General features: G+C 64.5%; 17 protein-coding genes. 5 read left to right on the top strand and 12 right to left on the bottom strand.

Annotated features, from left to right (window positions below; all coding sequences use genetic code 11):
- Positions 1-2: 2 nt before the first annotated feature.
- The 6 genes from VGN62_RS13765 to VGN62_RS13740 all read right to left on the bottom strand — a co-directional run bounded on the left by VGN62_RS13765 (position 3) and on the right by VGN62_RS13740 (position 6,561).
- Entirely contained in the window at positions 3-395 is a 393-nt protein-coding gene (locus tag VGN62_RS13765) for a lysozyme inhibitor LprI family protein (protein WP_327454790.1), read from the bottom strand.
- Positions 392-1,429, bottom strand: coding sequence for a biotin synthase BioB (gene bioB, locus VGN62_RS13760; protein WP_327454788.1), 1,038 nt, complete (start codon positions 1,427-1,429; stop codon positions 392-394). Before bioB ends, VGN62_RS13765 begins: the two co-directional genes overlap by 4 nt.
- 46 nt (positions 1,430-1,475) lie before the next feature.
- Complete coding sequence (scpA, locus tag VGN62_RS13755) at positions 1,476-3,623, bottom strand: methylmalonyl-CoA mutase (RefSeq protein ID WP_327454786.1); 2,148 nt, start codon at positions 3,621-3,623, stop codon at positions 1,476-1,478.
- An 82-nt stretch (positions 3,624-3,705) separates the two neighbouring features.
- Complete coding sequence (mce, locus tag VGN62_RS13750) at positions 3,706-4,143, bottom strand: methylmalonyl-CoA epimerase (RefSeq protein ID WP_327454784.1); 438 nt, start codon at positions 4,141-4,143, stop codon at positions 3,706-3,708.
- Positions 4,144-4,153: 10 nt separating this feature from the next.
- Entirely contained in the window at positions 4,154-4,903 is a 750-nt protein-coding gene (locus tag VGN62_RS13745) for a hypothetical protein (RefSeq protein WP_327454782.1), read from the bottom strand.
- A 125-nt stretch (positions 4,904-5,028) separates the two neighbouring features.
- Positions 5,029-6,561 carry an acyl-CoA carboxylase subunit beta gene (locus VGN62_RS13740; RefSeq protein WP_327454780.1) on the bottom strand — a complete coding sequence of 511 codons (1,533 nt, stop codon included), beginning with the start codon at positions 6,559-6,561 and terminating at the stop codon, positions 5,029-5,031.
- A gap of 107 nt (positions 6,562-6,668) precedes the next feature.
- Here VGN62_RS13740 and VGN62_RS13735 point away from each other — a divergent pair, with 107 nt between their 5' ends.
- The gene (locus tag VGN62_RS13735; RefSeq protein WP_327454778.1) at positions 6,669-8,078 is read left to right on the top strand and encodes a helix-turn-helix domain-containing protein; all 1,410 of its coding nucleotides are present in this window, start codon (positions 6,669-6,671) and stop codon (positions 8,076-8,078) included.
- Here the strand turns inward: VGN62_RS13735 and VGN62_RS13730 are convergent.
- Positions 8,075-8,971, bottom strand: a complete 897-nt coding sequence (locus tag VGN62_RS13730) for a LysR family transcriptional regulator (RefSeq protein WP_327454776.1) — start codon at positions 8,969-8,971, stop codon at positions 8,075-8,077. The two genes, VGN62_RS13735 and VGN62_RS13730, sit on opposite strands and share 4 nt — an antisense overlap.
- Positions 8,972-9,081: 110 nt before the next feature.
- On the opposite strand from VGN62_RS13730, the gene VGN62_RS13725 reads away from it, so the two are divergent.
- Positions 9,082-9,867 carry an SDR family oxidoreductase gene (locus VGN62_RS13725; RefSeq protein WP_327454774.1) on the top strand — a complete coding sequence of 262 codons (786 nt, stop codon included), beginning with the start codon at positions 9,082-9,084 and terminating at the stop codon, positions 9,865-9,867.
- 36 nt (positions 9,868-9,903) lie between these two features.
- Here VGN62_RS13725 and VGN62_RS13720 read toward each other — a convergent pair whose 3' ends face one another.
- From VGN62_RS13720 to pgi, 3 genes are all read right to left on the bottom strand, one after another.
- The gene (locus tag VGN62_RS13720; protein WP_327454771.1) at positions 9,904-10,920 is read right to left on the bottom strand and encodes an NAD-dependent epimerase/dehydratase family protein; all 1,017 of its coding nucleotides are present in this window, start codon (positions 10,918-10,920) and stop codon (positions 9,904-9,906) included.
- A gap of 59 nt (positions 10,921-10,979) precedes the next feature.
- A complete protein-coding gene (gor, locus tag VGN62_RS13715; RefSeq protein ID WP_327454769.1) occupies positions 10,980-12,326 on the bottom strand; it encodes a glutathione-disulfide reductase in 1,347 nt (448 codons plus the stop codon).
- Positions 12,327-12,434: 108 nt separating this feature from the next.
- Complete coding sequence (gene pgi / locus VGN62_RS13710; RefSeq protein WP_327454767.1) at positions 12,435-13,940, bottom strand: glucose-6-phosphate isomerase; 1,506 nt, start codon at positions 13,938-13,940, stop codon at positions 12,435-12,437.
- Positions 13,941-14,078: 138 nt separating this feature from the next.
- Between pgi and lepB the strand changes: the two genes are divergently transcribed.
- The 3 genes from lepB to era are packed head-to-tail and all read left to right on the top strand — an operon-like array spanning position 14,079 to position 16,539.
- Positions 14,079-14,972: a signal peptidase I gene (lepB, locus tag VGN62_RS13705; RefSeq protein ID WP_327454765.1), complete on the top strand. Its 894-nt coding sequence runs from the start codon at positions 14,079-14,081 to the stop codon at positions 14,970-14,972.
- Entirely contained in the window at positions 14,969-15,649 is a 681-nt protein-coding gene (gene rnc / locus VGN62_RS13700) for a ribonuclease III (RefSeq protein WP_327454763.1), read from the top strand. Before lepB ends, rnc begins: the two co-directional genes overlap by 4 nt.
- Positions 15,646-16,539 (top strand): GTPase Era, encoded by an 894-nt coding sequence (era, locus tag VGN62_RS13695; protein ID WP_327454761.1) that lies wholly within the window; start codon positions 15,646-15,648, stop codon positions 16,537-16,539. Before rnc ends, era begins: the two co-directional genes overlap by 4 nt.
- On the opposite strand, the gene VGN62_RS13690 is transcribed toward era, so the two are convergent.
- Both VGN62_RS13690 and topA read right to left on the bottom strand, forming a co-directional pair.
- Positions 16,536-17,660: a lipase family protein gene (locus VGN62_RS13690; protein WP_327454759.1), complete on the bottom strand. Its 1,125-nt coding sequence runs from the start codon at positions 17,658-17,660 to the stop codon at positions 16,536-16,538. The genes era and VGN62_RS13690 overlap by 4 nt on opposite strands.
- A 64-nt stretch (positions 17,661-17,724) precedes the next feature.
- Positions 17,725-20,280, bottom strand: coding sequence for a type I DNA topoisomerase (gene topA, locus VGN62_RS13685; protein WP_327454757.1), 2,556 nt, complete (start codon positions 20,278-20,280; stop codon positions 17,725-17,727).
- Positions 20,281-20,362 lie beyond the last annotated feature (82 nt).

The following is a 20,362-nucleotide window of genomic DNA, read 5'->3' as shown; positions in this document are numbered from 1 at the left end:
CCTCAATATTCCTCGATCAAATCTTTGAGTTGCTTGGTACGCGCATCGGTCAGCTGGGTCTGGCAACCGCTGATCATCATCGGCTCGGCCGAGCCGCCACGCATCGTGTAGCCCTCGCCCGCGCAATGCTTGTCGCGATAGGTCAGCCAAGCGCGCTGCGCGGCGAGCAGCGTGTCGAAATAGCCGGGCCGGTTGTCCTGCGTGCGGTCGAAGTCGGCGTCGATGGCTTTCATCCGTGCGGCCGTCACCTTCCACTGCGCGTTCATCGCGGCGTCGGCGCGTTCGAACTCCTTGTAGGCACAGGCATTGAGCTCGAACTGCGCCATCGCATTGTCGCAATCGATCTCGGGTTCCTGCGCGGCGGCTGCCAGAGCCAAAAGGGCGGAGAGGATCATTCCGCTGCCTCCATCTGCGCGCTCTGGCGCATCGGCTCTTCGCCCTCCATCGGGCGCAGGCCCAGTTTGGCGAACAGTGCCGCGTCCTTGCTGTCGCCGGCGTTCGCGGTGGTGAGCAGCTTGTCGCCGGTGAAGATACTGTTCGCGCCCGCCATGAAGCAGAGCGCCTGCGTCGCCTCCGACATGCTCTCGCGGCCCGCCGACAGGCGGACCATGCTCATCGGCATGGTAATGCGCGCGACCGCTACCGTGCGAACGAACTCGATATCGTCGATCTTCGCGAGCGGCGTGTCGGCGAGCATGTCGCCGAGCACGGTGCCCTTCACCGGTACCAGCGCGTTTATCGGCACGCTGCCGGGATGTTCGGGCAGCGTTGCCAGCGCGTGAATGAAGCCGACGCGGTCGGCGCGGTTCTCGCCCAGCCCGACGATCCCGCCCGAGCAGACGTTGATCCCGGCGCTGCGCACTTCGTCGAGCGTGTCGAGGCGGTCCTGGAAGGTGCGGGTCGAAATGATATTTCCGTAATTCTCCGGGCTCGTATCGATGTTGTGGTTGTAATAATCGAGCCCCGCGGCACCGAGCTGCTGCGCCTGTTCCTTCGACAGCATCCCAAGCGTCATGCAGGTTTCCATGCCCATCTGGCGCACGCCTTCGATCATCTCGACGATCGCGGGCATGTCGCGGTCCTTGGGGTTGCGCCAGGCGGCGCCCATGCAGAAACGCTTCGAGCCCGAATCCTTCGCCTGCGCTGCCGCCTGCAGCACCGCGCGCACATCCATCAACTTGGTCGCCTTGAGCCCGCTGTCGGCGCTCTTCGACTGCGAGCAATAGCCGCAATCCTCGACGCAGCCGCCGGTCTTGATGCTGAGCAAGGTGCAGAGCTGGATCTCGCCGCGCGCGTGATGGCGGCGGTGGACGCCTTGCGCCTCCCACATCAGCTCGTCGAACGGCAGGTCGAACAATTCGGCGATTTCCTCGCGCGTCCAGTCGGTGCGCGGCTGATCGTCATTCATGGCGGTTTGGGAGAGGTTCATTCGGGTCGACCCTTTGTTGTTATCGGCAAAGCTGCGCGAAACGGCGTCACGCAGCATCCTCCAGCGGCGGCATATTGTGGCCAAGCAGGCGCAGCACATCGGCGGCGCATTCGACCACGTTGGAGCCGGGGCCATAGATGCCCTGCACGCCCGCGTCGCGAAGATATTGATAATCCTGTGGCGGGATCACCCCGCCCGCGATCACCTTGATATCGCCGCGCCCGGCTTCCTTCAATTTGCCGATCAGTTCGGGGATCAGCGTCTTGTGGCCCGCGGCAAGGCTCGATGCGCCGACGACGTCGACACCGCTTTCGAGCGCGAGCACAACGGTTTCATCGGGGGTCTGGAACAGCGGTCCCGAGACGACGTCGAAGCCCATGTCGCCGAACGCCGAGGCGATGACGTTGGCGCCGCGGTCGTGACCGTCCTGCCCCATTTTGGCGACGAGCAATTTGGGTTTGCGCCCCATGCGGCGTTCGACCGCCTTCACCCCGTCGAGCACCTGCTGCCAGCGGTCGTCGCCTTCATAGGGGGCGGCGTAGACGCCCTTCACCGGGGTCGGCTGGGTGCCGTAGCGGTCGAAGCTTTCCTCCATCGCCGACGAGATTTCGCCGAGCGTCGCGCGCGCGCGCGCGGCTTCGACCGCGAGCGCGAGGAGGTTGTTTTCGATGCTCGAGGGCTGCGCGGCGCCATCGCGCAGCGCCTTGAGGGCGGCGATGCATGCCGCCTCATCGCGCGAAGCCTTGATGCGGTTGATCCGTGCGATCTGCCCCTCGCGCACCTTCGCGTTGTCGACCTCGAGCGTTTCGAGCAGGTCCTCGTCCTTCAGGCGATATTTGTTCACGCCGACGATGACGTCGTCGCCGCGGTCGACGCGCGCCTGCCGCGCCGCGGCGGCGGTCTCGATCATCGCCTTGGGCCAGCCGGCTGCCACAGCCTTGGCCATGCCGCCTTCCTTCTCGACGCGCTCGATGATCTCCCACGCCTTGTCGACCAGCTCCTGCGTCAGCGCCTCAACATAATAGGAGCCTCCCAGCGGGTCGACGACCTTGGTCATCCCCGTCTCTTCCTGGATGACGATTTGCGTGTTGCGCGCGATGCGTGCCGAGAAATCGGTCGGCAGCGCGATCGCTTCATCGAGCGCATTGGTGTGGAGGCTCTGGGTCCCGCCGAGCATCGCCGCCATCGCCTCGATCGTCGTGCGCATGACATTGTTGTACGGGTCCTGCTCGGTGAGTGACACGCCCGATGTCTGGCAGTGGGTGCGCAGCATCTTCGACCGCTCGTCTTTCGCGCCGAGGTTGGTCATCACGCGGTGCCAAAGGACGCGCGCGGCGCGCAGCTTCGCGATCTCCATGAAGAAGTTCATGCCGATCGCGAAAAAGAAGGACAGGCGCCCGGCGAACTTGTCGATGTCGAGGCCCGACGCGACGCCGTAGCGCACATATTCGGCGCCATCGGCGATGGTGAACGCCAGCTCCTGCACCTGCGTCGCGCCGGCTTCCTGCATATGGTAGCCGGAAATCGAGATGCTGTTGAACTTCGGCATCTCGCGGCTCGTGTAGCCGAAGATGTCCGAGATGATCCGCATCGAGGGTTCGGGCGGATAGATATAGGTGTTGCGGACCATGAACTCCTTGAGGATGTCGTTCTGGATGGTGCCGTCGAGCAGCTTGCGATCGACCCCCTGCTCCTCGCCCGCGACGATGAAGAAGGCGAGGATCGGGATCACTGCGCCGTTCATCGTCATCGATACCGACATCTGGTCGAGCGGGATGCCGTCGAACAGGATCTTCATATCCTCGACGCTATCGATCGCGACGCCCGCCTTGCCCACGTCGCCGACGACGCGCGGGTGGTCGCTGTCATAGCCGCGGTGCGTCGCAAGGTCGAACGCGACGCTGAGGCCCTTCTGCCCCGCCGCGAGATTGCGGCGATAGAAGGCGTTCGATTCCTCGGCGGTCGAAAAACCCGCATATTGCCGGATCGTCCACGGGCGCCCCGCATACATCGAGGCACGCACGCCGCGGGTGAAGGGCGCGAAGCCGGGCAGACCCGGATCGGCCGTCACGTCTTCGGCGGTGTAGAGCGGCTTAACGTCGATCCCCTCGGGGGTCGCCCAAGTGAGGTCCTTGCCCTTCACTTCCTTGTCGGCGGCGGCAGCCCATTGGTCGATGGTCGGCTTGTCGGTCATATGCGGTCTCTAGGTTGTGATCCCCGGAAAAAGCCGGGGCCTCGTGCAGTCATGGGACCCGGCTTTCGCCGGGGTACACAAATCAATGATTGCCCTTCGGCGTTTCCATAATCTCGGTCAGCACCCCGCCCATATCCTTGGGGTGGAGGAAGAAGATCAGCGTGCCATGCGCGCCGATGCGCGGCTCGCCGAGGACGCGCTTGCCCATCGCCTCGAACTCGGTCTTGGCGGCATGGATGTCGGGCACTTCGTAGCACAGATGATGTTGCCCCCCTGCGGGGTTCTTTTGCAGGAAAGCCGCAATCGACGCATTGCCCGGCAAGGGTTCGATCAGCTCAATTTGTGTGCCGTTCAGGCCGCTGTCGGTCGGGGTGTCGACGAAGCAGACTTTGACCCCCTGTTCGGGCAGGTCGAACGGCTCGTGGATCTGCGTCGCCCCCATCACGTCGCGATAAAAGGCGATGCTGTCGGCGATCGACGGCGTCGCGACGCCGATGTGATTGAGGCGACCCAGTTTCATCTCATTCTCCTCAGCAGCCCGGGATCTGGTCTTTTCCGACCAGCTCGTACTTGCCGTTTTTCAACACATATTGCTGCTTGATTGCGCGCGTCCCCGCATAGGTGACGGTAAAGCTCTTGTCGGGTACGGCCGTGGTGATCTGCCCGTCGAAACCCTGTTCCTTCTGGTTCAGGCCGGCGCCCGAGCTCATACTGTCGGTAAAGCCGCCGCGATCGACGGGGCCGCCCGGTGCAAGCTCGGTTATCGTCGCGCTGCTGATCGCGCAGCCCTGCCACACGCCGCCACCCGACGTGACCAAATAGGGATTCTTGCCCAGTGCATCACTGAAAGCCCAGGCGGTCGCGGCATTGCCGACGCTGCCGACCGAACCCAGGTTCAGCCACTCGCCCTTGCTCTGCCAGCCCGACGGGCCGCCCTGCAAATAATGGATCGCGTTGATCCCGCCTTCGCTGTGCCCCGCGTCATCGAGGCTGCCGAGGCTGAGCAGCACGCCGACATTGTTCGGGAGCAGGTGGATGGCGGCGGGGCGAAAAGTGTAGGTGCGCCCATCGATTTCGCGCGTCGCAGTGGTCTCGGCGCCCTTGGCGAGGCCGAAGGCGGTCTGGAACGCGAGACCGATCGTCGTGTTTTCCTCGCTGCCCAGCGCCACGGGAAAAGCGGGCTGGGCGGCGCCGACCGGCGTATCGGGATCGAACGCCCATGCGGCGGGGGCTGCGGCCAGCAGCGGAAGGATCGACAGGGGGAGAAGAAGCTTACGCATTTTCAAACCTCATTTGGAATCAATGACATCGCGATCATATACTAACCGCCCCCTGTCCTTGCCTCCAGTCCGTTGCAGCAGATGTGCCGGACGTCACATATGGCGACAAAAAACCGCGCCTCCGATCAAAGCGGGATGTTGTCGTGCTTCTTCCACGGGTTTTCGAGTTGCTTGTTCCGCAGCTTCCGGAGCCCCAGTGCGATCCGCTTGCGCGTGTTGTGCGGGTGGATGACCTCGTCGATATAGCCGCGCGACGCCGCGACGAACGGGTTCGCGAAGCGATCCTCATATTCCTTGGTGCGCTGCGCGATCTTTTCGGGATCGCCGATATCACTGCGGAAGATGATCTCGACCGCGCCCTTCGCGCCCATCACCGCGATCTCGGCGGTCGGCCAGGCGTAGTTGAGGTCGCCGCGCAGATGCTTCGACGCCATCACATCGTATGCGCCACCATAGGCCTTGCGCGTGATCACCGTGATTTTCGGCACCGTCGCCTCGGCATAGGCGAAGAGCAGCTTCGCGCCATGCTTGATGATGCCGTTATATTCCTGCGCGGTGCCGGGCAGGAAGCCGGGGACGTCGACGAAGGTGATGATCGGGATCTCGAACGCATCGCAGAAGCGGACGAAGCGCGCGGCCTTCTTCGACGAATTGATGTCGAGCACGCCCGCGAGCACGAGCGGCTGGTTCGCCACGATACCGATCGTACGCCCCTCGATCCGCCCGAAGCCGCAGATGATGTTCGCGGCGTGCGCCGGCTGCACCTCCAAGAAGTCGCCCTCGTCGACGGTCTTCCGGATCAGCTCGTGCATGTCGTACGGCTGGTTCGCATTCGGCGGGATCAGCGTGTCGAGGCTCGGCTCGGCGCGGTCGTAGGGATCGCTCGTCGGACGAACAGGCACGCCGCTGCGGTTGTTCTCGGGCAAATAATCGAAGAAGTCGCGCGCCGCGAGCAGCGCTTCGATGTCATTTTCGAACGCCAGATCGGCGACCGAGCTTTTGGTCGTGTGCGTGATCGCGCCGCCAAGCTCTTCCTGCGTCACCACCTCGTTGGTGACGGTTTTCACGACGTCGGGGCCGGTGACGAACATGTAGCTCGAATCCTTCACCATGAAGATGAAGTCGGTCATCGCGGGGCTGTAGACTGCACCGCCCGCGCACGGCCCCATGATCAGGCTGATCTGCGGAACGACGCCCGAGGCGAGCACATTGCGCTGGAACACCTCGGCATAGCCGCCGAGCGACGCGACCCCCTCCTGGATGCGCGCACCCCCGCTGTCGTTCAGGCCGATGACCGGCGCGCCGACCTTCATCGCATTGTCCATGACCTTCATGATCTTTTCGGCATGGCGCTCGGACAGCGAGCCGCCGAAGACGGTGAAGTCCTGGCTGAAGACATAGACGAGGCGGCCGTTGATCGTGCCCGATCCGGTGACGACGCCGTCGCCAGGGACGATCTGGTCCTGCATGCCGAAATCGGTGCAATTATGTTCGACATAGGTGTCGAGTTCTTCGAACGAGCCTTCGTCGAGAAGCACGTCGAGCCGCTCGCGCGCGGTCAGCTTGCCCTTCGCGTGCTGCGCGTCGATACGCTTTTGCCCGCCCCCCATGGCGGCAGCGGCACGGCGGCGTTCCATTTCGGCGATATTGGCGGACACAGGCTTCTCCATCGATCGGGAGAGCGTCGTCTGCCCGCTTCGCCGCGCAGAGGCAAATGCGAATTTGCAAAGTTGCAAAGTCCAGTTTTGCAAACTAAGTTGTGCGCATGGCTCCTCGCCGCCTCTTTGCTGGCCGCCAGCTTCGCGAGTTGCGCGAAGCGCGCACGCTCAAGCAAGCCGACTTCGCGGCCCGGCTGGGCATATCCGCTTCCTATCTCAGCCAGATCGAGCATGACGATCGCCCGCTGACCCCGGCCTTGCTGGACCGGTTGCAATCCCTGTTCCCGCTCGAATGGGAAGAAGTGACGCATGACGCCGACGACCGCCGTCAGGGCGCGCTGCGCGAGGCGGCCGCCGATCCGCTGTTCGCCGCAACGCCGATCGCGCCCGACCAGCTCGAACGCGCGGCGCTGCAACAACCGCAGCTCGCCGACCAGTTCGTTGCGTTGCACGCCGCCTATCGCCGCGCAGGCCAGCGGCTCCAGATCATCGACGAGGCCCTGACCGGCGGCACTGCCGAGGGGAGCCGCCTGCCGTGGGAAGAGGTGCGCGACTGGTTTCATGACGCGGGCAATTATGTCGACAGCATCGACCGCGCTGCCGAAGCGCTTGCAGAACAGCTCCGGGGGCGCGATCCTTCCCCCCCGATCGAGGCGATCGAACGGCGGCTGCGCGACGCGCTCGGCATTTCGATCGTCTACCAGCAGGCGCAGGCGCTGCGCGATTTCGACGCGACGATGCGCCATCTGGTGATCGACCCGTCGCAGCCCGCCGAGACGCGTCGTTTCCAGCTCGCGCACCAACTGGCGGCGCTCGCGCTCGCCAGGGAAATCGCGACGGTGGTCGAAGCGTCGCCGCTACGCACCGCGGCGGCGCGCCAGCTTCTCCATGTCGGTCTCGCCAACTATGCTGCGGGCGCGGTGCTGATGCCCTATGCGCCCTTCCGCGCCAGCGCGCGCGCGGTGCGGCACGATATCGACCAGCTGCGCCTTGCATATGGGGTCAGCTTCGAACAGGCGTGCCATCGCCTCTCGACGCTCCAGCGCCCCGGTGCGCGCGGTATTCCGATGTTCTTTTGCCGCGTCGACATGGCGGGCAACATCACCAAACGGCACAGCGCAACACGGCTACAATTCGCCCGCTTCGGCGGTGCCTGTCCGCTTTGGATCGTCCACGAAGCTGCGGCGATCCCCGACCGCATATTGTTCCAGCTTGCCGAGACGCCCGACGGACTGCGCTATGTGTCGATGGCGAAGGGACTGGTGAAGCCGTCGGGCAGCTATGCGCGCAGTCCGCGCCGCTACGCGGTCGCGCTCGGGTGTGAGGCGCAATATGCCGCCGAGTTCGTCTATGCCGACGGGGTCGATGTCACCGCGCCGCAAGCCGCGACGCGCATCGGCCTGTCGTGTCGCATCTGCCCGCGCGACGATTGCGACCAGCGCGCCTTCCCGCCGAGCGACCGGCCGATACTCGTTGACCCCGACCGACGCGACGTCGTGCCGTACCGGATCGGCTAGCCTTCGATCACCAGTTCCTCGTCGAGGAAATCGAGGAAGGCGCGGATGCGCGCGGCCGCGCGGTCCTCGGGCGCGTAAAGTGCATGGATATCCTCGCCGTCGCCGGGATTGAAGTCGGGCAGCACTTCGACGAGCCGCCCGGCCGTTAGATCCTTTGCGACATGAAAGCGCCCGTGCCGCGCTATACCGCCGCCCGCGACCGCCATGCGGCGCACCACCTCGCCCGAATTGCCGAAGAAGCTGCCGTGGACGGGGCGCTGGACGATCTTGCCGCCGATGCGAAAAGGCCAGCTGTCGACCGAGCGGCGGAAGCTGAAGCGCAGGCAGTCATGTTTGTCGAGATCGTCGGGGTGATGCGGCGTTCCGCGCCGCGCGAGATAGTCGGGGCTTGCGACCAGTACCATGCGGCTATGGCCAAGCTTCTTGGCGCGCAGGCTCGTGTCGCGGAGCGGACCAATGCGGAACGCGATATCGGCGCGTTCCTCGACCAGATCGACGATAGTATCGGACAGCGCGAGGTCGACGGTGATGTCGGGATAGCGCGCGGTAAAGCGTGGCAGGATCGGCAACAGACCCATCGTGCCGATCGAGGGCGAGGCGTTGATGCGAAGCAGCCCGCGCGGTCCCTGTTGTTCCTGGCCCAATCCCGCTTCGACCGACTGGATATCGGCTAGCAGGACGCTCATCCGGTCGCGATAAGCTTCGCCGTCCGACGTCAGCGCGAGCGAGCGCGTCGTCCGGCGCATCAATGTGACGCCCAGCCGCTGCTCAAGCCGTGCTATGCTGCGGCTGACCGCCGAGGGCGTCAGCCGCAGCGCCTTTGCCGCGGACGCGAGGCTGCCGCCATTTGCCACTGCCAGAAAGGTTTCGATATCGCCAAACCGGTTGTCCATCGCCATTCCTGATTTTGAATCACCACTGAAATGATGAAGCGCATTCTAATCAACAATAGGTCGCGCCGCTATCTTCGGATCATCAAATTGCACCAAGGAAGGATTTCATCATGGACCTCAAACTCAAGGGAAAGACGGCCCTCGTCACCGGATCGACCGCCGGCATCGGTTTTGCGATTGCCAAGCGCCTCGCCGAAGAGGGTGTCGACGTTGTCATCACCGGCCGCAACCAGCAGAAGCTCGATGAGGCCGCGGCCGAATTGGCACGGTCGGGCACGATCCGCGCGGTCCTCGCCGATCCCGCGACGCCCGAAGGCGCCGATGCGTTGATTGCAGCGGTTCCTGCGGTCGATATTCTCGTCAACAATCTCGGCATCTATGAGGCGAAACCCTTTGCCGAAATCAGCGACGCCGACTGGCACAATATCTTTGAGGTCAATGTGGTGAGCGGCGCCCGCCTGTCGCGCCACTATTTCCCCAAGATGCTCGAGAAGGACTGGGGCCGTGTGATCTTCATCGCGAGCGAAAGCGGCCTGCTGCCGCCCGCCGAGATGATCCATTACGGCATGACTAAGACCGCACAGCTCACGATCGCGCGCGGGCTAGCCGAGCAGACCAAGGGCACCGGCGTGACGGTCAATAGCGTGCTGCCCGGGCCGACGCGGTCGGAAGGGATCACCGACTTCATCCGCTCGGTGGTGTCGAACCCCGATGCGCCCGAAGCCGAACGCGAAAAGGCCTTCTTCGAGGAGCTGCGCCCGCTGTCGCTGATCCGCCGCCTGATTGAGGCGGACGAGATCGGCGCGATGGTGACCTATCTGGCGAGCCCGCTCGCGGCGGTCACCAACGGCGCCGCGATCCGCGCCGAAGGCGGGATCGTTCCGACGATCGCTTAAGGGGTGAACCCCGGCGAAAGCCGGGGCTCACTTATTTCACGGCTTCACAATTCCCCGCTCTATCAAGCTATGCGCCGTCGCGAGGATCGCTTCCTCGGGCGTGCGCATCGTCCAGCCGAGCGTCTGCATTGCATGGCTGCTGTCGCCGCCGCGCACATTGCCGAGTTCGGCGACGAGTTGCTTGAGTTCGGGCCGGACGAGCGCGAACAATTTGAGCAGCCAGTCGGGCATCTTGCGCGTCGGCACCTTCTTCGCTTTGTCGCCGAGGTTCGTGGTCAGGACGTTCGCGACGTCTATCATCTTCAGGAACGGCCCCGAACAGGCGTATCGTTCGTCGTGGATGCTTTGTGCTGTCAGCGCACGGTAATGAAGATCGGCAACGTCGCGCACGTCGATGATCCCGAAGCCGATGTCGGGGCACATCGGCACCTTGCCCTCGAGCAATTGTTTCACCAGTTCGATCGAGGTCGAGAGATCATCGCTGAGCAACGGCCCGAACACCGCCGCCGGATTGACCGAGGCAAATTCCATATCGTCGCCCTCGGCCGCGGCCCAGTCGCGCGCCGCACGTTCGGCGACGGTCTTCGAGCGCGGATAGGGCATGACGTCGGGATTATCGAGATTGGTCCAGTCGGCTTCGTTGTAGAGTTCGCGGCCCTTGCCATGGCCATAGGCGATGGCGGCCATCGACGAGGTTAGGACGAAACGCCTGACCCCCGCGGCTTTCGCAAAGCGCAAGGCGCGAAGAGCGCCCTCGCGCGCGGGAATGATGAGTTCGTCGGGATGCTTTGGTACGCCCAGCGGAAACGGCGACGCGACATGCGCGACATGGCTGCACCCCGCCATCGCATCGGCCCAGCCGGCGTCATTTTCGAGGTCGGCGGCGAAGAAGCGCAGCTTGCCGTCATCGACGCCCAGCCAGCCGCGGACTTCGTCCTCGCGCTTCAGGCTGCGAACCGTCGTGTTCACGGTCCAGCCATTTGCGATGAGCTGCCGGATCAGGAAGCCCGCGATATAGCCGCTGCCCCCGGTGACCAGTGCCGTTCCCGCCATGCGCCCCTCCCCTCACTATTTGCAGCGAAGATAGCGCATGCGGGTTACAGGCCGAAACCCTATTTGAGGAGCACCAGTTCCTCGGCCATGCTCGGGTGCAGCGCGACGGTGTTGTCGAAATCGGCCTTGGTCAGCCCCGCTTTCACTGCGATCGCGGCGGCTTGAAGGATTTCGGGCGCGTCGGGGCCGATCATGTGAAGGCCGACGACCTGGTCGGTCGCAGCGTTCACGACCATCTTGTAGAGGGCGCGCTCGTTGCGGCCCGCGAGGACATTCTTCATCGCGCGGAAATCGCTGGTGTAGACGCGGATCGAGCCGAGCTTGTTGCGTGCCTCGGCCTCGGTCATGCCGACCGCGCCGATCGGCGGATGGCTGAACACCGCACTGGGGACATTGGCATAGTCGACCACCGTCGGCTTGTTACCGAAGAAGGTGTCGGCGAACGCCTGCCCCTCGCGGATCGCGACCGGCGTGAGCTGGATGCGGTTGGTCACGTCGCCGACCGCGAAGATGCTCGGCACCGACGACTGGTTGCGCTCGTCGACCTTGATCGCGCCATGCTCGTCGAGTTCGACCCCCGCCTCTTCGAGGCCGAGGCCCTTGCTGTTAGGAACGCGCCCCGCTGCGACGAGCACCGCGTCGGCCTGGATCGCGTCGCAATTTTCGAGATTCACGGTGAGCGACCCGTCGTCATTGCGCTCGATCGATTGGAACGGCGCGTTGAAGCGGAATTCGATGCCCTTGGTCATCGAAATCTGGAGCAGCCGGTCGCGGATCTGTTCGTCATAGCCGCGCAGGATCGTGTCGCCGCGATTGACGATCGTCACCTTGCTACCAAATTCGTTGAAGATTCCGGCAAATTCATTGGCGATATAGCCGCCGCCCGCGATCACGACGCGCTTCGGCAGTTTATCGAGATGAAACACCTCGTTCGAGGTGATCGTATGTTCGCTACCCGGAAATTCGGGGACGTGCGGCCAGCCGCCGGTCGCGATCAGGATCCGTTCGGCGCTGATTTCCTGCCCGTCGGCGAGCCGTACCTTCTGCGGTCCCACGACGGTGGCGCGGGTCTTGAAGACCGTAACCTTGTGATTCTCTAGCGTCTGACCATAGAGGCCTTCGAGCCGGGTGACTTCGGCAAGGACGTTGTCGCGCAGCCGGTCCCAGTCGAACTTGCAATCGGGAACGTCCCAGCCGAACTGGCGTGCATCCTTCAGGTCCTCGGCAAAATGGGCGCCGTAAACGAGAAGCTTCTTGGGGACGCAGCCGCGGATGACGCAGGTGCCGCCGACCCGATGCTCCTCGGCTACTGCCACGCGCGCACCGTGCGATGCGGCGATGCGCGAGGCGCGGACCCCGCCCGACCCGGCGCCGATGACAAACAGGTCGAAGTCGAAATTGCTCATGGGAACCCCTGCTCTGGACGGCCGCATGCTGTTCGCGGCGAGCGCCTATGTGGTTACGCCGCGCCGCGATGCCAATCGATTTTTGCGTTCACAGCAAGCGGCCCGGCCTCAATCTCCCAACGCTGCCTGCATCAGCGCGCGGGTCGCCGGGTCGAACTCGACCGTTCCTTCGGCGAGACCCTTGGCCATTTCCTTGCCCAGCTCGACCCCGAACTGGTCGAACGGGTTGATCCCGAGCAGCACGGCGTTGGCGAACACCCGGTGCTCGTAAAAGGCGATCAGCGCGCCGAGGCTATGCGGTGTCACCTGATCGAGCAGGATCGTCGTCGACGGGCGGTTGCCCGGATAGTTGCGTGCGCCGTCGTCGCTCGCGCGTCCCGTCATCAGCGCCGCACCCTGCGCGATGCAGTTGGAGACAAGCGTTTCGTGGTGGGCGTCGTCGAGCAGGTGATCGGGCTCGCGCGCGACGACGAATTCGACCGGGGTCAGGTGCGTGCCCTGATGGAGCAGCTGGAAAACAGCGTGCTGCGCGTCGGTGCCCACCCCGCCCCAGGTGATCGGCGCGGTCTGCTGCGCCAGCGGCTTGCCGTCGAAGGTCACCGACTTGCCGTTCGATTCCATCTCGAGCTGTTGCAGGTAGTCGGGGAGCAAGCGCAGCCGCTCGTCATAAGCGAACACCGCGCGCGTCTGGCAATCGAGGCGGTTCGCGTAAATCTGGTCGGCGAAGGCCGCAAGCAGGCAGACATTGTCGGCGCCGTCGGCGAGCCGGAAATGACGATCCATCTCGGCCGCGCCCTCCAGGAGGTCGGCAAAGGCGTCCCAGCCGAGCGCGAGCGCCGCCGGAAAGCCGATCGACGACCAGAGCGAATAGCGGCCGCCCACGGTTTCGTTGAACGGAAGGATGCGCGTTTCGTCGACGCCCCATTCGATCGCACGCTCGGGCATCGCCGTCAGCGCAATGACGCGGCCCAGCGGGTCGTCGACCCCGCCTTCCTCCAGCCATTGCAGCGCCGACGCGGCGTTCAGCAGCGTTTCGGTGGTGGTGAAAGTCTTCGACGCAACCGCGACCAGCGTATGTTCGGGGCTGAACTTGCGGAACGCCTCGTCGAGCGCCGCGCCGTCGACGTTCGAGACGACCGCGACATCGTAACGCGAACCTTGCCGACCGAGCGCATCGATGAGCAGGTCCGGGCCGAGCGCCGAACCGCCGATCCCGATGTGCAAAAGGTGCCGGATCTCGCCGAACGCGCCCGCTTCGATCGCGTCGACCAGCATCCGCATCCGCTGATGCAGCGCCTGTGCGGCATGGACCGACTCCGGTGCCCCGTCGCCGCGTTCGGCGCTATGTTCGGCGGCGCGTCCCTCGGTCGGGTTGGCGATACCGCCCGAAAACAGCGTCTTGCGGCGCCCGTCGAAGTCCTGCACCTCGGCAAGGCCCGAGAGAATTGCGATCGCGTCGCCGTCGAGATGCGTCTTGGCGAAATCGAAGCGGATATCGGCAACGTTGCGCACCAGCACCTGGAGCCGGGCTTCGGGATCGGCGGCGACAAGCTCGGTCAGCTTCCGGGGCTGCCATTCGGCGAGGGCTTGCCATGCGTGATCGGCTGTCGTCATCGGAACTTCCTTGGTTTCGGACCGCATCGAGCGGGAGCGGGATATCGGCTCTTCTCTAAGCCCGCCGCCCGCCGCGCGCCAGTGTCGTCCGCCGATATTTGCTTGACGTGGCAACCTATTCATCGCCAATGCCGCGACATGACCAACGCCAGCTTTGCCGCCGATGTGACGCCCCCGACCGGACCCGCACCGTCCGCCCCCACCCCCGCGCCGGTATCGGCGAAAGAAGAGGCGGTCGATAGCGTTCGCTTCCTCGCGCTACTCGCGATCGCGGTGCTGATTTTCCGCAGTTTTTTCCTGTCGCCGTTCAACATCCCTTCCGAATCGATGCAGCCGCGGCTGCTGATCGGCGACTATCTGCTCGTGAACAAGATGGCCTACGGCTATTCGAAATACAGCCTTCCGTTTAGCGTGCCGCTGATCCCGGGCCGTATTTTCGCGCGGACCCCCGAGCGCGGCGACGTTGTCGTGTTCAAGGCGCCGCCGGTTGCCGACAATGATTATATCAAGCGCGTGATCGGGCTGCCCGGCGACAGCGTACAGGTGAAGGACGGCATCGTCTGGCTGAACGGCAAGCCGCTGAAGCGCGAAACCATGCCCGATTTCGTCATTCCGGTGACGCCCAACATGGTCGAAGCGTCGCGCGCCACGGGTACCCTGCCCTGCTACTCGCCCGAGTTCGAGGAAATTGCCGCCGACGGTCAGCGCCAGTGCCGCTACAAGCAGTTCCGCGAGACGCTGCCGAGCGGCAAAAGCTATGCAATCCTCGACATCACGACGATCCCTGAGGACAACACGCCGCTCGTCGTCGTCCCCGAAGGCCATTTGTTCCTGATGGGCGACAACCGCGACCGCAGCGCCGACAGCCGTTTCCCCGCAATGGAAAATCAGGGCATCGGCCTCGTCCCCGAAGAAAATTTGGTCGGCCACGCGCTGGTCGGCATGTTCTCGACCGACGGATCGGCGAGCTGGCTCAATCCGATCAGCTGGTTCACCGCGGCGCGCTGGGAACGCATCGGGGAAGGTTTTTGAACGACCCCCTCGACACCGGGGCGCTCGCCGGGATTATCGGCTGCACCCCGGACGACCCGGCGCTCTACGATCTGGCGCTGACTCATGGCAGCACCGGGCGCGCCGATTACCAGCGGCTCGAGTTTCTCGGCGACCGCGTGCTCGGGCTCGTCATAGCGTCCGAACTCTACACGCGTTTTCCCACGGCGAGCGAAGGCGAGATGTCGTCGTGGCTGCACGTGCTCGCATCGGGCGCGACCTGTGCCGCGATCGCGCAGCGGCTCGACCTCCCCGCGCTGATCCGCTTCGGGGCGCAGGCGCGTAACGACGGCGGACGATACAGCGACAATATCGCCGCCGACGCGATCGAGGCGTTGATCGGCGCGCTCTGGCTCGATCAGGGCGCCGACGCCGCGCGCCGCTTTGTCCTGACCCATTGGGGCGAGATGATCGACGGGCAGCAAGCGGCGCCGAAACATCCGAAGGCCGCGCTGCAGGAATGGGCGCTCGCGCGCAAGCGCCGCCCGCCCGAATATGAAATCGTCGCGCGCGAAGGCCCCGACCATGCGCCGCGCTTTCGCGTCGCAGTGAGTATCGGCAAGCTTGCACGTGCCGAAGCCGAAGGCGCATCAAAACAGGCAGCGGAAAAGGCGGCAGCCGCCGCATTGCTCGCCGAACTCGAAGGATTAAAGGAATGACCCACCGTTGCGGATTTGTCGCCGTCGTCGGCGCGCCCAACGCGGGCAAATCGACGATCGTCAACGCGCTCGTCGGCCAGAAGGTCGCGATCGTCAGCCCGAAGGCGCAGACGACGCGCACGCGGCTGATGGGCGTCGCGATGGAGGGCGAAACGCAGATTGTCCTGATCGATACCCCCGGTATCTTTGCGCCGACGCGCCGGCTCGACCGCGCGATGGTCGCGGCGGCGTGGGGCAGCCTCGAGGAAGCCGAGGCGATCCTTGTGATGGTCGACGCCGCGGCGAAGCTGACGGGCCGCGTCGAGCGCGTTCTCGAAGGCATCGCAAACCGGCCCGAGAAGAAATATCTCGTCCTCAACAAGGTCGACCTGACCAAGAAAGACAAGCTGCTGACGATCGCGACCGAACTCAACGGGCGCGTCGCGTTCGACGAAACCTTCTTTATCTCGGCGAGCAGCGGCGACGGCGTTCCCGAGCTTAAGGCGCATCTCGCGAAGCTGATGCCGGAGGGGCCGTGGCACTTCCCCGAAGACGAGGTCAGCGACGCCCCCGAACGCATGCTAGCGGCCGAAATCACACGCGAGCAGCTCTATCGCCAGCTCCACGAAGAACTGCCGTACCAGTCGACGGTCGAGACCGAGAAGTTCACGAACCGTCCCGACGGCAGCGCCGAAATCCACCAGCAGATCCTCGTCGCGCGCGACAATCAGCGCGCGATCATCCTCGGCCACAAGGGCGAGCGGATCAAGGAAATCGGCAGCCGGGCGCGCGCCGAGTTGACCGAGCTATTGGGACGCAAGGTCCATCTGTTCCTGCACGTCAAGGTCAAGGCGAACTGGGACGAGGACCGCGGCGTCTATCGCGACATGGGGCTCGACTGGGTAGACTAAATCCGCCGGCAATCGTTCGGCGGCGCATTGCCGTCGAACCGCGCGGTGATCCAGCCGATCGTTTCCTGCGCGCTGTCCTTCGCGCTCGCGCCGTGATCGCCGGTCATGTCGATCCAGCGCGTCGGGGTGCCGCGTTTGCACACCGCCTTGGCGAACTTGCGCGTGACTGCCGGCGCGACGATCGTGTCCTTGTTGCTCTGCGCAATCAGCAGCGGCCCCGGGACGCGCGCCGGATTGACGCTGTTGGTCCGCTCGAACGAGGCGAAGGGTTCGATCTTCGCAATATCCTTGTTCTTCGTCGCGCGGGCGATAGTCAGGATGCCGAGGATCGTGCCGAGCTTCGGCTTCGCGTTGAAGCTGACGCAATTATTCTCGCATAGCCGGCGAATGACGCCCTGATTGGTCCGGTTTGTGATGCTGTCGAGCGAGAAGCCGTAGAGCGTCGACCAGCTGTGAAGCGCAAAGGATAGCAACAAAGCGCGCGCATTTTTGTCGCTGCCTTGGCTGAGGTTCGCGGCAAGATCGGTCGGCGGCGCAGCCGCCGCGGTGCCGACGAGCGTCAGGTCGGGGGCGTAGCTGCGCGCCGCGATTGCGGTCCATAGCGCGGCGTGGCCGCCTTGCGATTCTCCCCAGACGGCAAAGCGGCTTCCTGCCGCCGCGCCCGGAATTTCGCGCGCCGCGCGAACCGCGTCGAGAACCGCGTTTGCGGTATCTTGGCCGACAAGAAACGGATGCATCGTCGGGCTGGCAAGACCGATATAGTCGGGCGCAACCACGACATAACCATTGCGCACGGCGTTCATGCCGGCGGAATATTCGAAGAAGTTCGGGCTAAGCGACGGCGCGCATTTCTCCGCGACCCCCCACGCGCCATGCGTCCACGCGATAACGCGGCGCGGACGCGGCGGGATGGCTTCCATCGGCGCCGCGACGATGCCGGTGACCGCGAGACGCTGGCCGGCGCCGTTCGTCGTCCAATATTGCACGCGCCACGCCTGTGTGCCGGGCGGCGTGTCGGTCATCGGCTGCGCCGAGATCAGGTAGCGCGCCTGTTGCGCGGAAGCAGGCAAGGACAGCGCGGACAGGATGGCGAGCAGGATCACGGCATAGAAATGGCGCATCGAAAGACCTCCCGATGCGCCACCCTATCACGGCCCGCTTGCGGCGCAAACGCCGCCCTTAACGCTATTCGGCCGCGGTCTTCTTTTTCGCCGGAGCCTTTTTCTTCGTGGCAGGCTTTTTCGCAGCCGCCTTCTTCGGCGCAGCCTTCTTCTTGCCCTTCGCCGGCCCCTTCGCAGCGCGTGCGTCGATCAGCGCGATCGCCTCCTCGAGTGTCAGCGTCGCGGGATCGGCGCTCTTCGGCAGTGTCGCGTTGGTGGTGCCGTCAGTCACGTACGGACCGAAGCGCCCTTCCATCAGCTTCATCTCGCCGCCGCTCGTCGGATGCGGGCCGAAGGTGTTGAGCGGCTCGGCCTTGGTGCGCCCACGCCCGCCGCCTGCGGCGGCCTCGGCGATCCGCACGACCGCGGCATTCATGCCGATGTCGAAGATTTCGGCCGTGCCCGTCAGCTTGGCATATTTGCCGTCGTGGAGCAGATAGGGACCGTAACGCCCCAGCCCCGCCATGATCGGCTTGCCGCTTTCGGGATGCACGCCGATCTCACGCGGCAGGCTGAGCAGCCGCAGCGCATAATCGAGATCAAAATCCTCGCCCGGGATGTCCTTCGGGATCGACGAACGTTTGGCCTCCTTGCCGTCGCCGAGCTGGATATAGGGACCGAAACGCCCGCTGCGCTTCGTCACTTCCAGCCCGCTCTCGGGGTCGGTGCCCAGCGTCTCGGGCCCGGTGTCGGCTTCGCCATTGCCGCCCGGCTGCGCGAATTTGCGCGTAAATTTGCAGTCGGGATAGTTGCTGCACGCGATGAACGGCCCGAACTTGCCGCCGCGCAGCGCGAGCCGCCCGGTGCCGCAGTTGGGGCAGAGGCGCGGATCGCTGCCATCGCCCTTGTCGGGGAAGAGATAGGGGCCGAGGAACTCGTCGAGCGCCGCGGTGATTTCCGACGGCTTCTGTTCCATGACCTCGCCGGTGCGCGGCTTGAAGTCGCGCCAGAAGCGTTCGAGCACCGCCTGCCACTGCGCGCGGCCGCCCGATACGTCGTCGAGTTCTTCTTCGAGCCCCGCCGTATAGTCATATTCGACATAGCGTTCGAAAAAGCGTTCGAGGAAGGCGGTGAGGAGCCGCCCGCTCTCTTCGGGAATGAAGCGGTTCTTTTCGACCGTCACATAGGCGCGGTCCTTCAGAACCTGCAGGATCGCCGCCCAGGTCGACGGACGCCCGATCCCCAGCTCTTCCATCTTCTTGACCATGCTGGCTTCGGAATAGCGCGGCGGCGGTTGGGTTTCGTGGCTTTCGACCTCCACCCCCGTCTTGGCGGGCGCGTCGCCCTTCGCCATCGCGGGCAGCAGGCGCGCATCCTCATCGTCGTTGCTGTCATCGCGGCCTTCGTCATACAGCGCAAGAAAGCCGGGGAACTTGATCACCTGTCCGGTGGCGCGCATCACCGTCTTGCCGGTGCCGTCGGCGAGGTCGATGCTCGTCCGCTCGAGCCGAGCCGAGGCCATCTGGCTCGCCATCGCGCGCTTCCAGATCAGTTCGTAAAGCCGCGCATGGTCACCGCTGCCCGCCTTGTCCTTCGAAAAATCGGTCGGACGGATCGCTTCGTGCGCCTCCTGCGCGTTTTTGGCCTTGGTTTGATAAAGGCGCGGCTTGTCGGGAACATAGCCCCCGTCATAGCGGTTCGCGATTGCGGCGCGCGCGGCGCTGATCGCGGCGCCGTCCATCTGGACGCCGTCGGTACGCATGTAAGTGATCGCACCGTCCTCGTAGAGGCCCTGCGCGACGCGCATCGTATGGCTGGCCGAGAAGCCGAGCTTGCGCGCGGCTTCCTGTTGCAAGGTCGAGGTCGTGAAGGGCGGCGGGGGATTGCGCGTCAGCGGCTTGGTTTCGACAGCATCGACGGTGAAATGCCCCGCCTTCACATCGGCTTCGGCCGCGCGCGCGTCGGCTTCGCTGGTGATCGACAGCCGTTCTACCTTCTCGCCGCGCCACTGTGAAAGGCGTGCCTTGAAGGGCGTGCCCGACATTTCGAAAAGGCCCGTGATCGACCAATATTGCTGCGCAACAAAGGCTTCGATTTCGCGCTCGCGCTCCACGATCATGCGCAGCGTCACCGACTGGACGCGGCCCGCAGATTTCGCACCGGGCAGCTTGCGCCACAGCACCGGCGACAGGGTGAAGCCGACAAGGTAATCGAGCGCGCGGCGAGCGCGATAGGCGTCGATCAGATCGTCGTCGAGGGCGCGCGGGTGCGCCATTGCGGTGAGCACTGCATCCTTGGTGATCGCGTTGAAGGTCACCCGGTCGACTTCCGCCGGCAGCGCCTTTTTGCTGCGCAGCAATTCCTGCACGTGCCAGCTGATTGCCTCGCCCTCGCGATCAGGGTCGGTCGCGAGGATCAATCGATCGGCGCTCTTTGCCGCGTCCTGGATTTCCTTCATCCGCTTCGTCTTGTCGGGATACAGTTGCCACTGCATCGCAAAGCCGTCGTCGGGATCGACCGACCCGTCCTTGGGCGGCAGGTCGCGGACGTGGCCATAGCTGGCCAAAACCTTGAAATCGCGCCCCAGATATTTCTCGATCGTCTTCGCCTTCGCAGGCGATTCCACAATTACCAATTGCATTAAAAAACTATCCCCGTCACCGGCTCTCACATGTACGCGCGAGGGTGGCGGGGATAGCTTGATTCCGTCAAGCCGGATTTTT

Source organism: Sphingopyxis sp., from assembly GCF_035998905.1.
In the GTDB taxonomy this organism is placed as follows: Bacteria; Pseudomonadota; Alphaproteobacteria; order Sphingomonadales; family Sphingomonadaceae; genus Sphingopyxis.
This window is presented reverse-complemented; position numbering and strand designations above follow the sequence as displayed.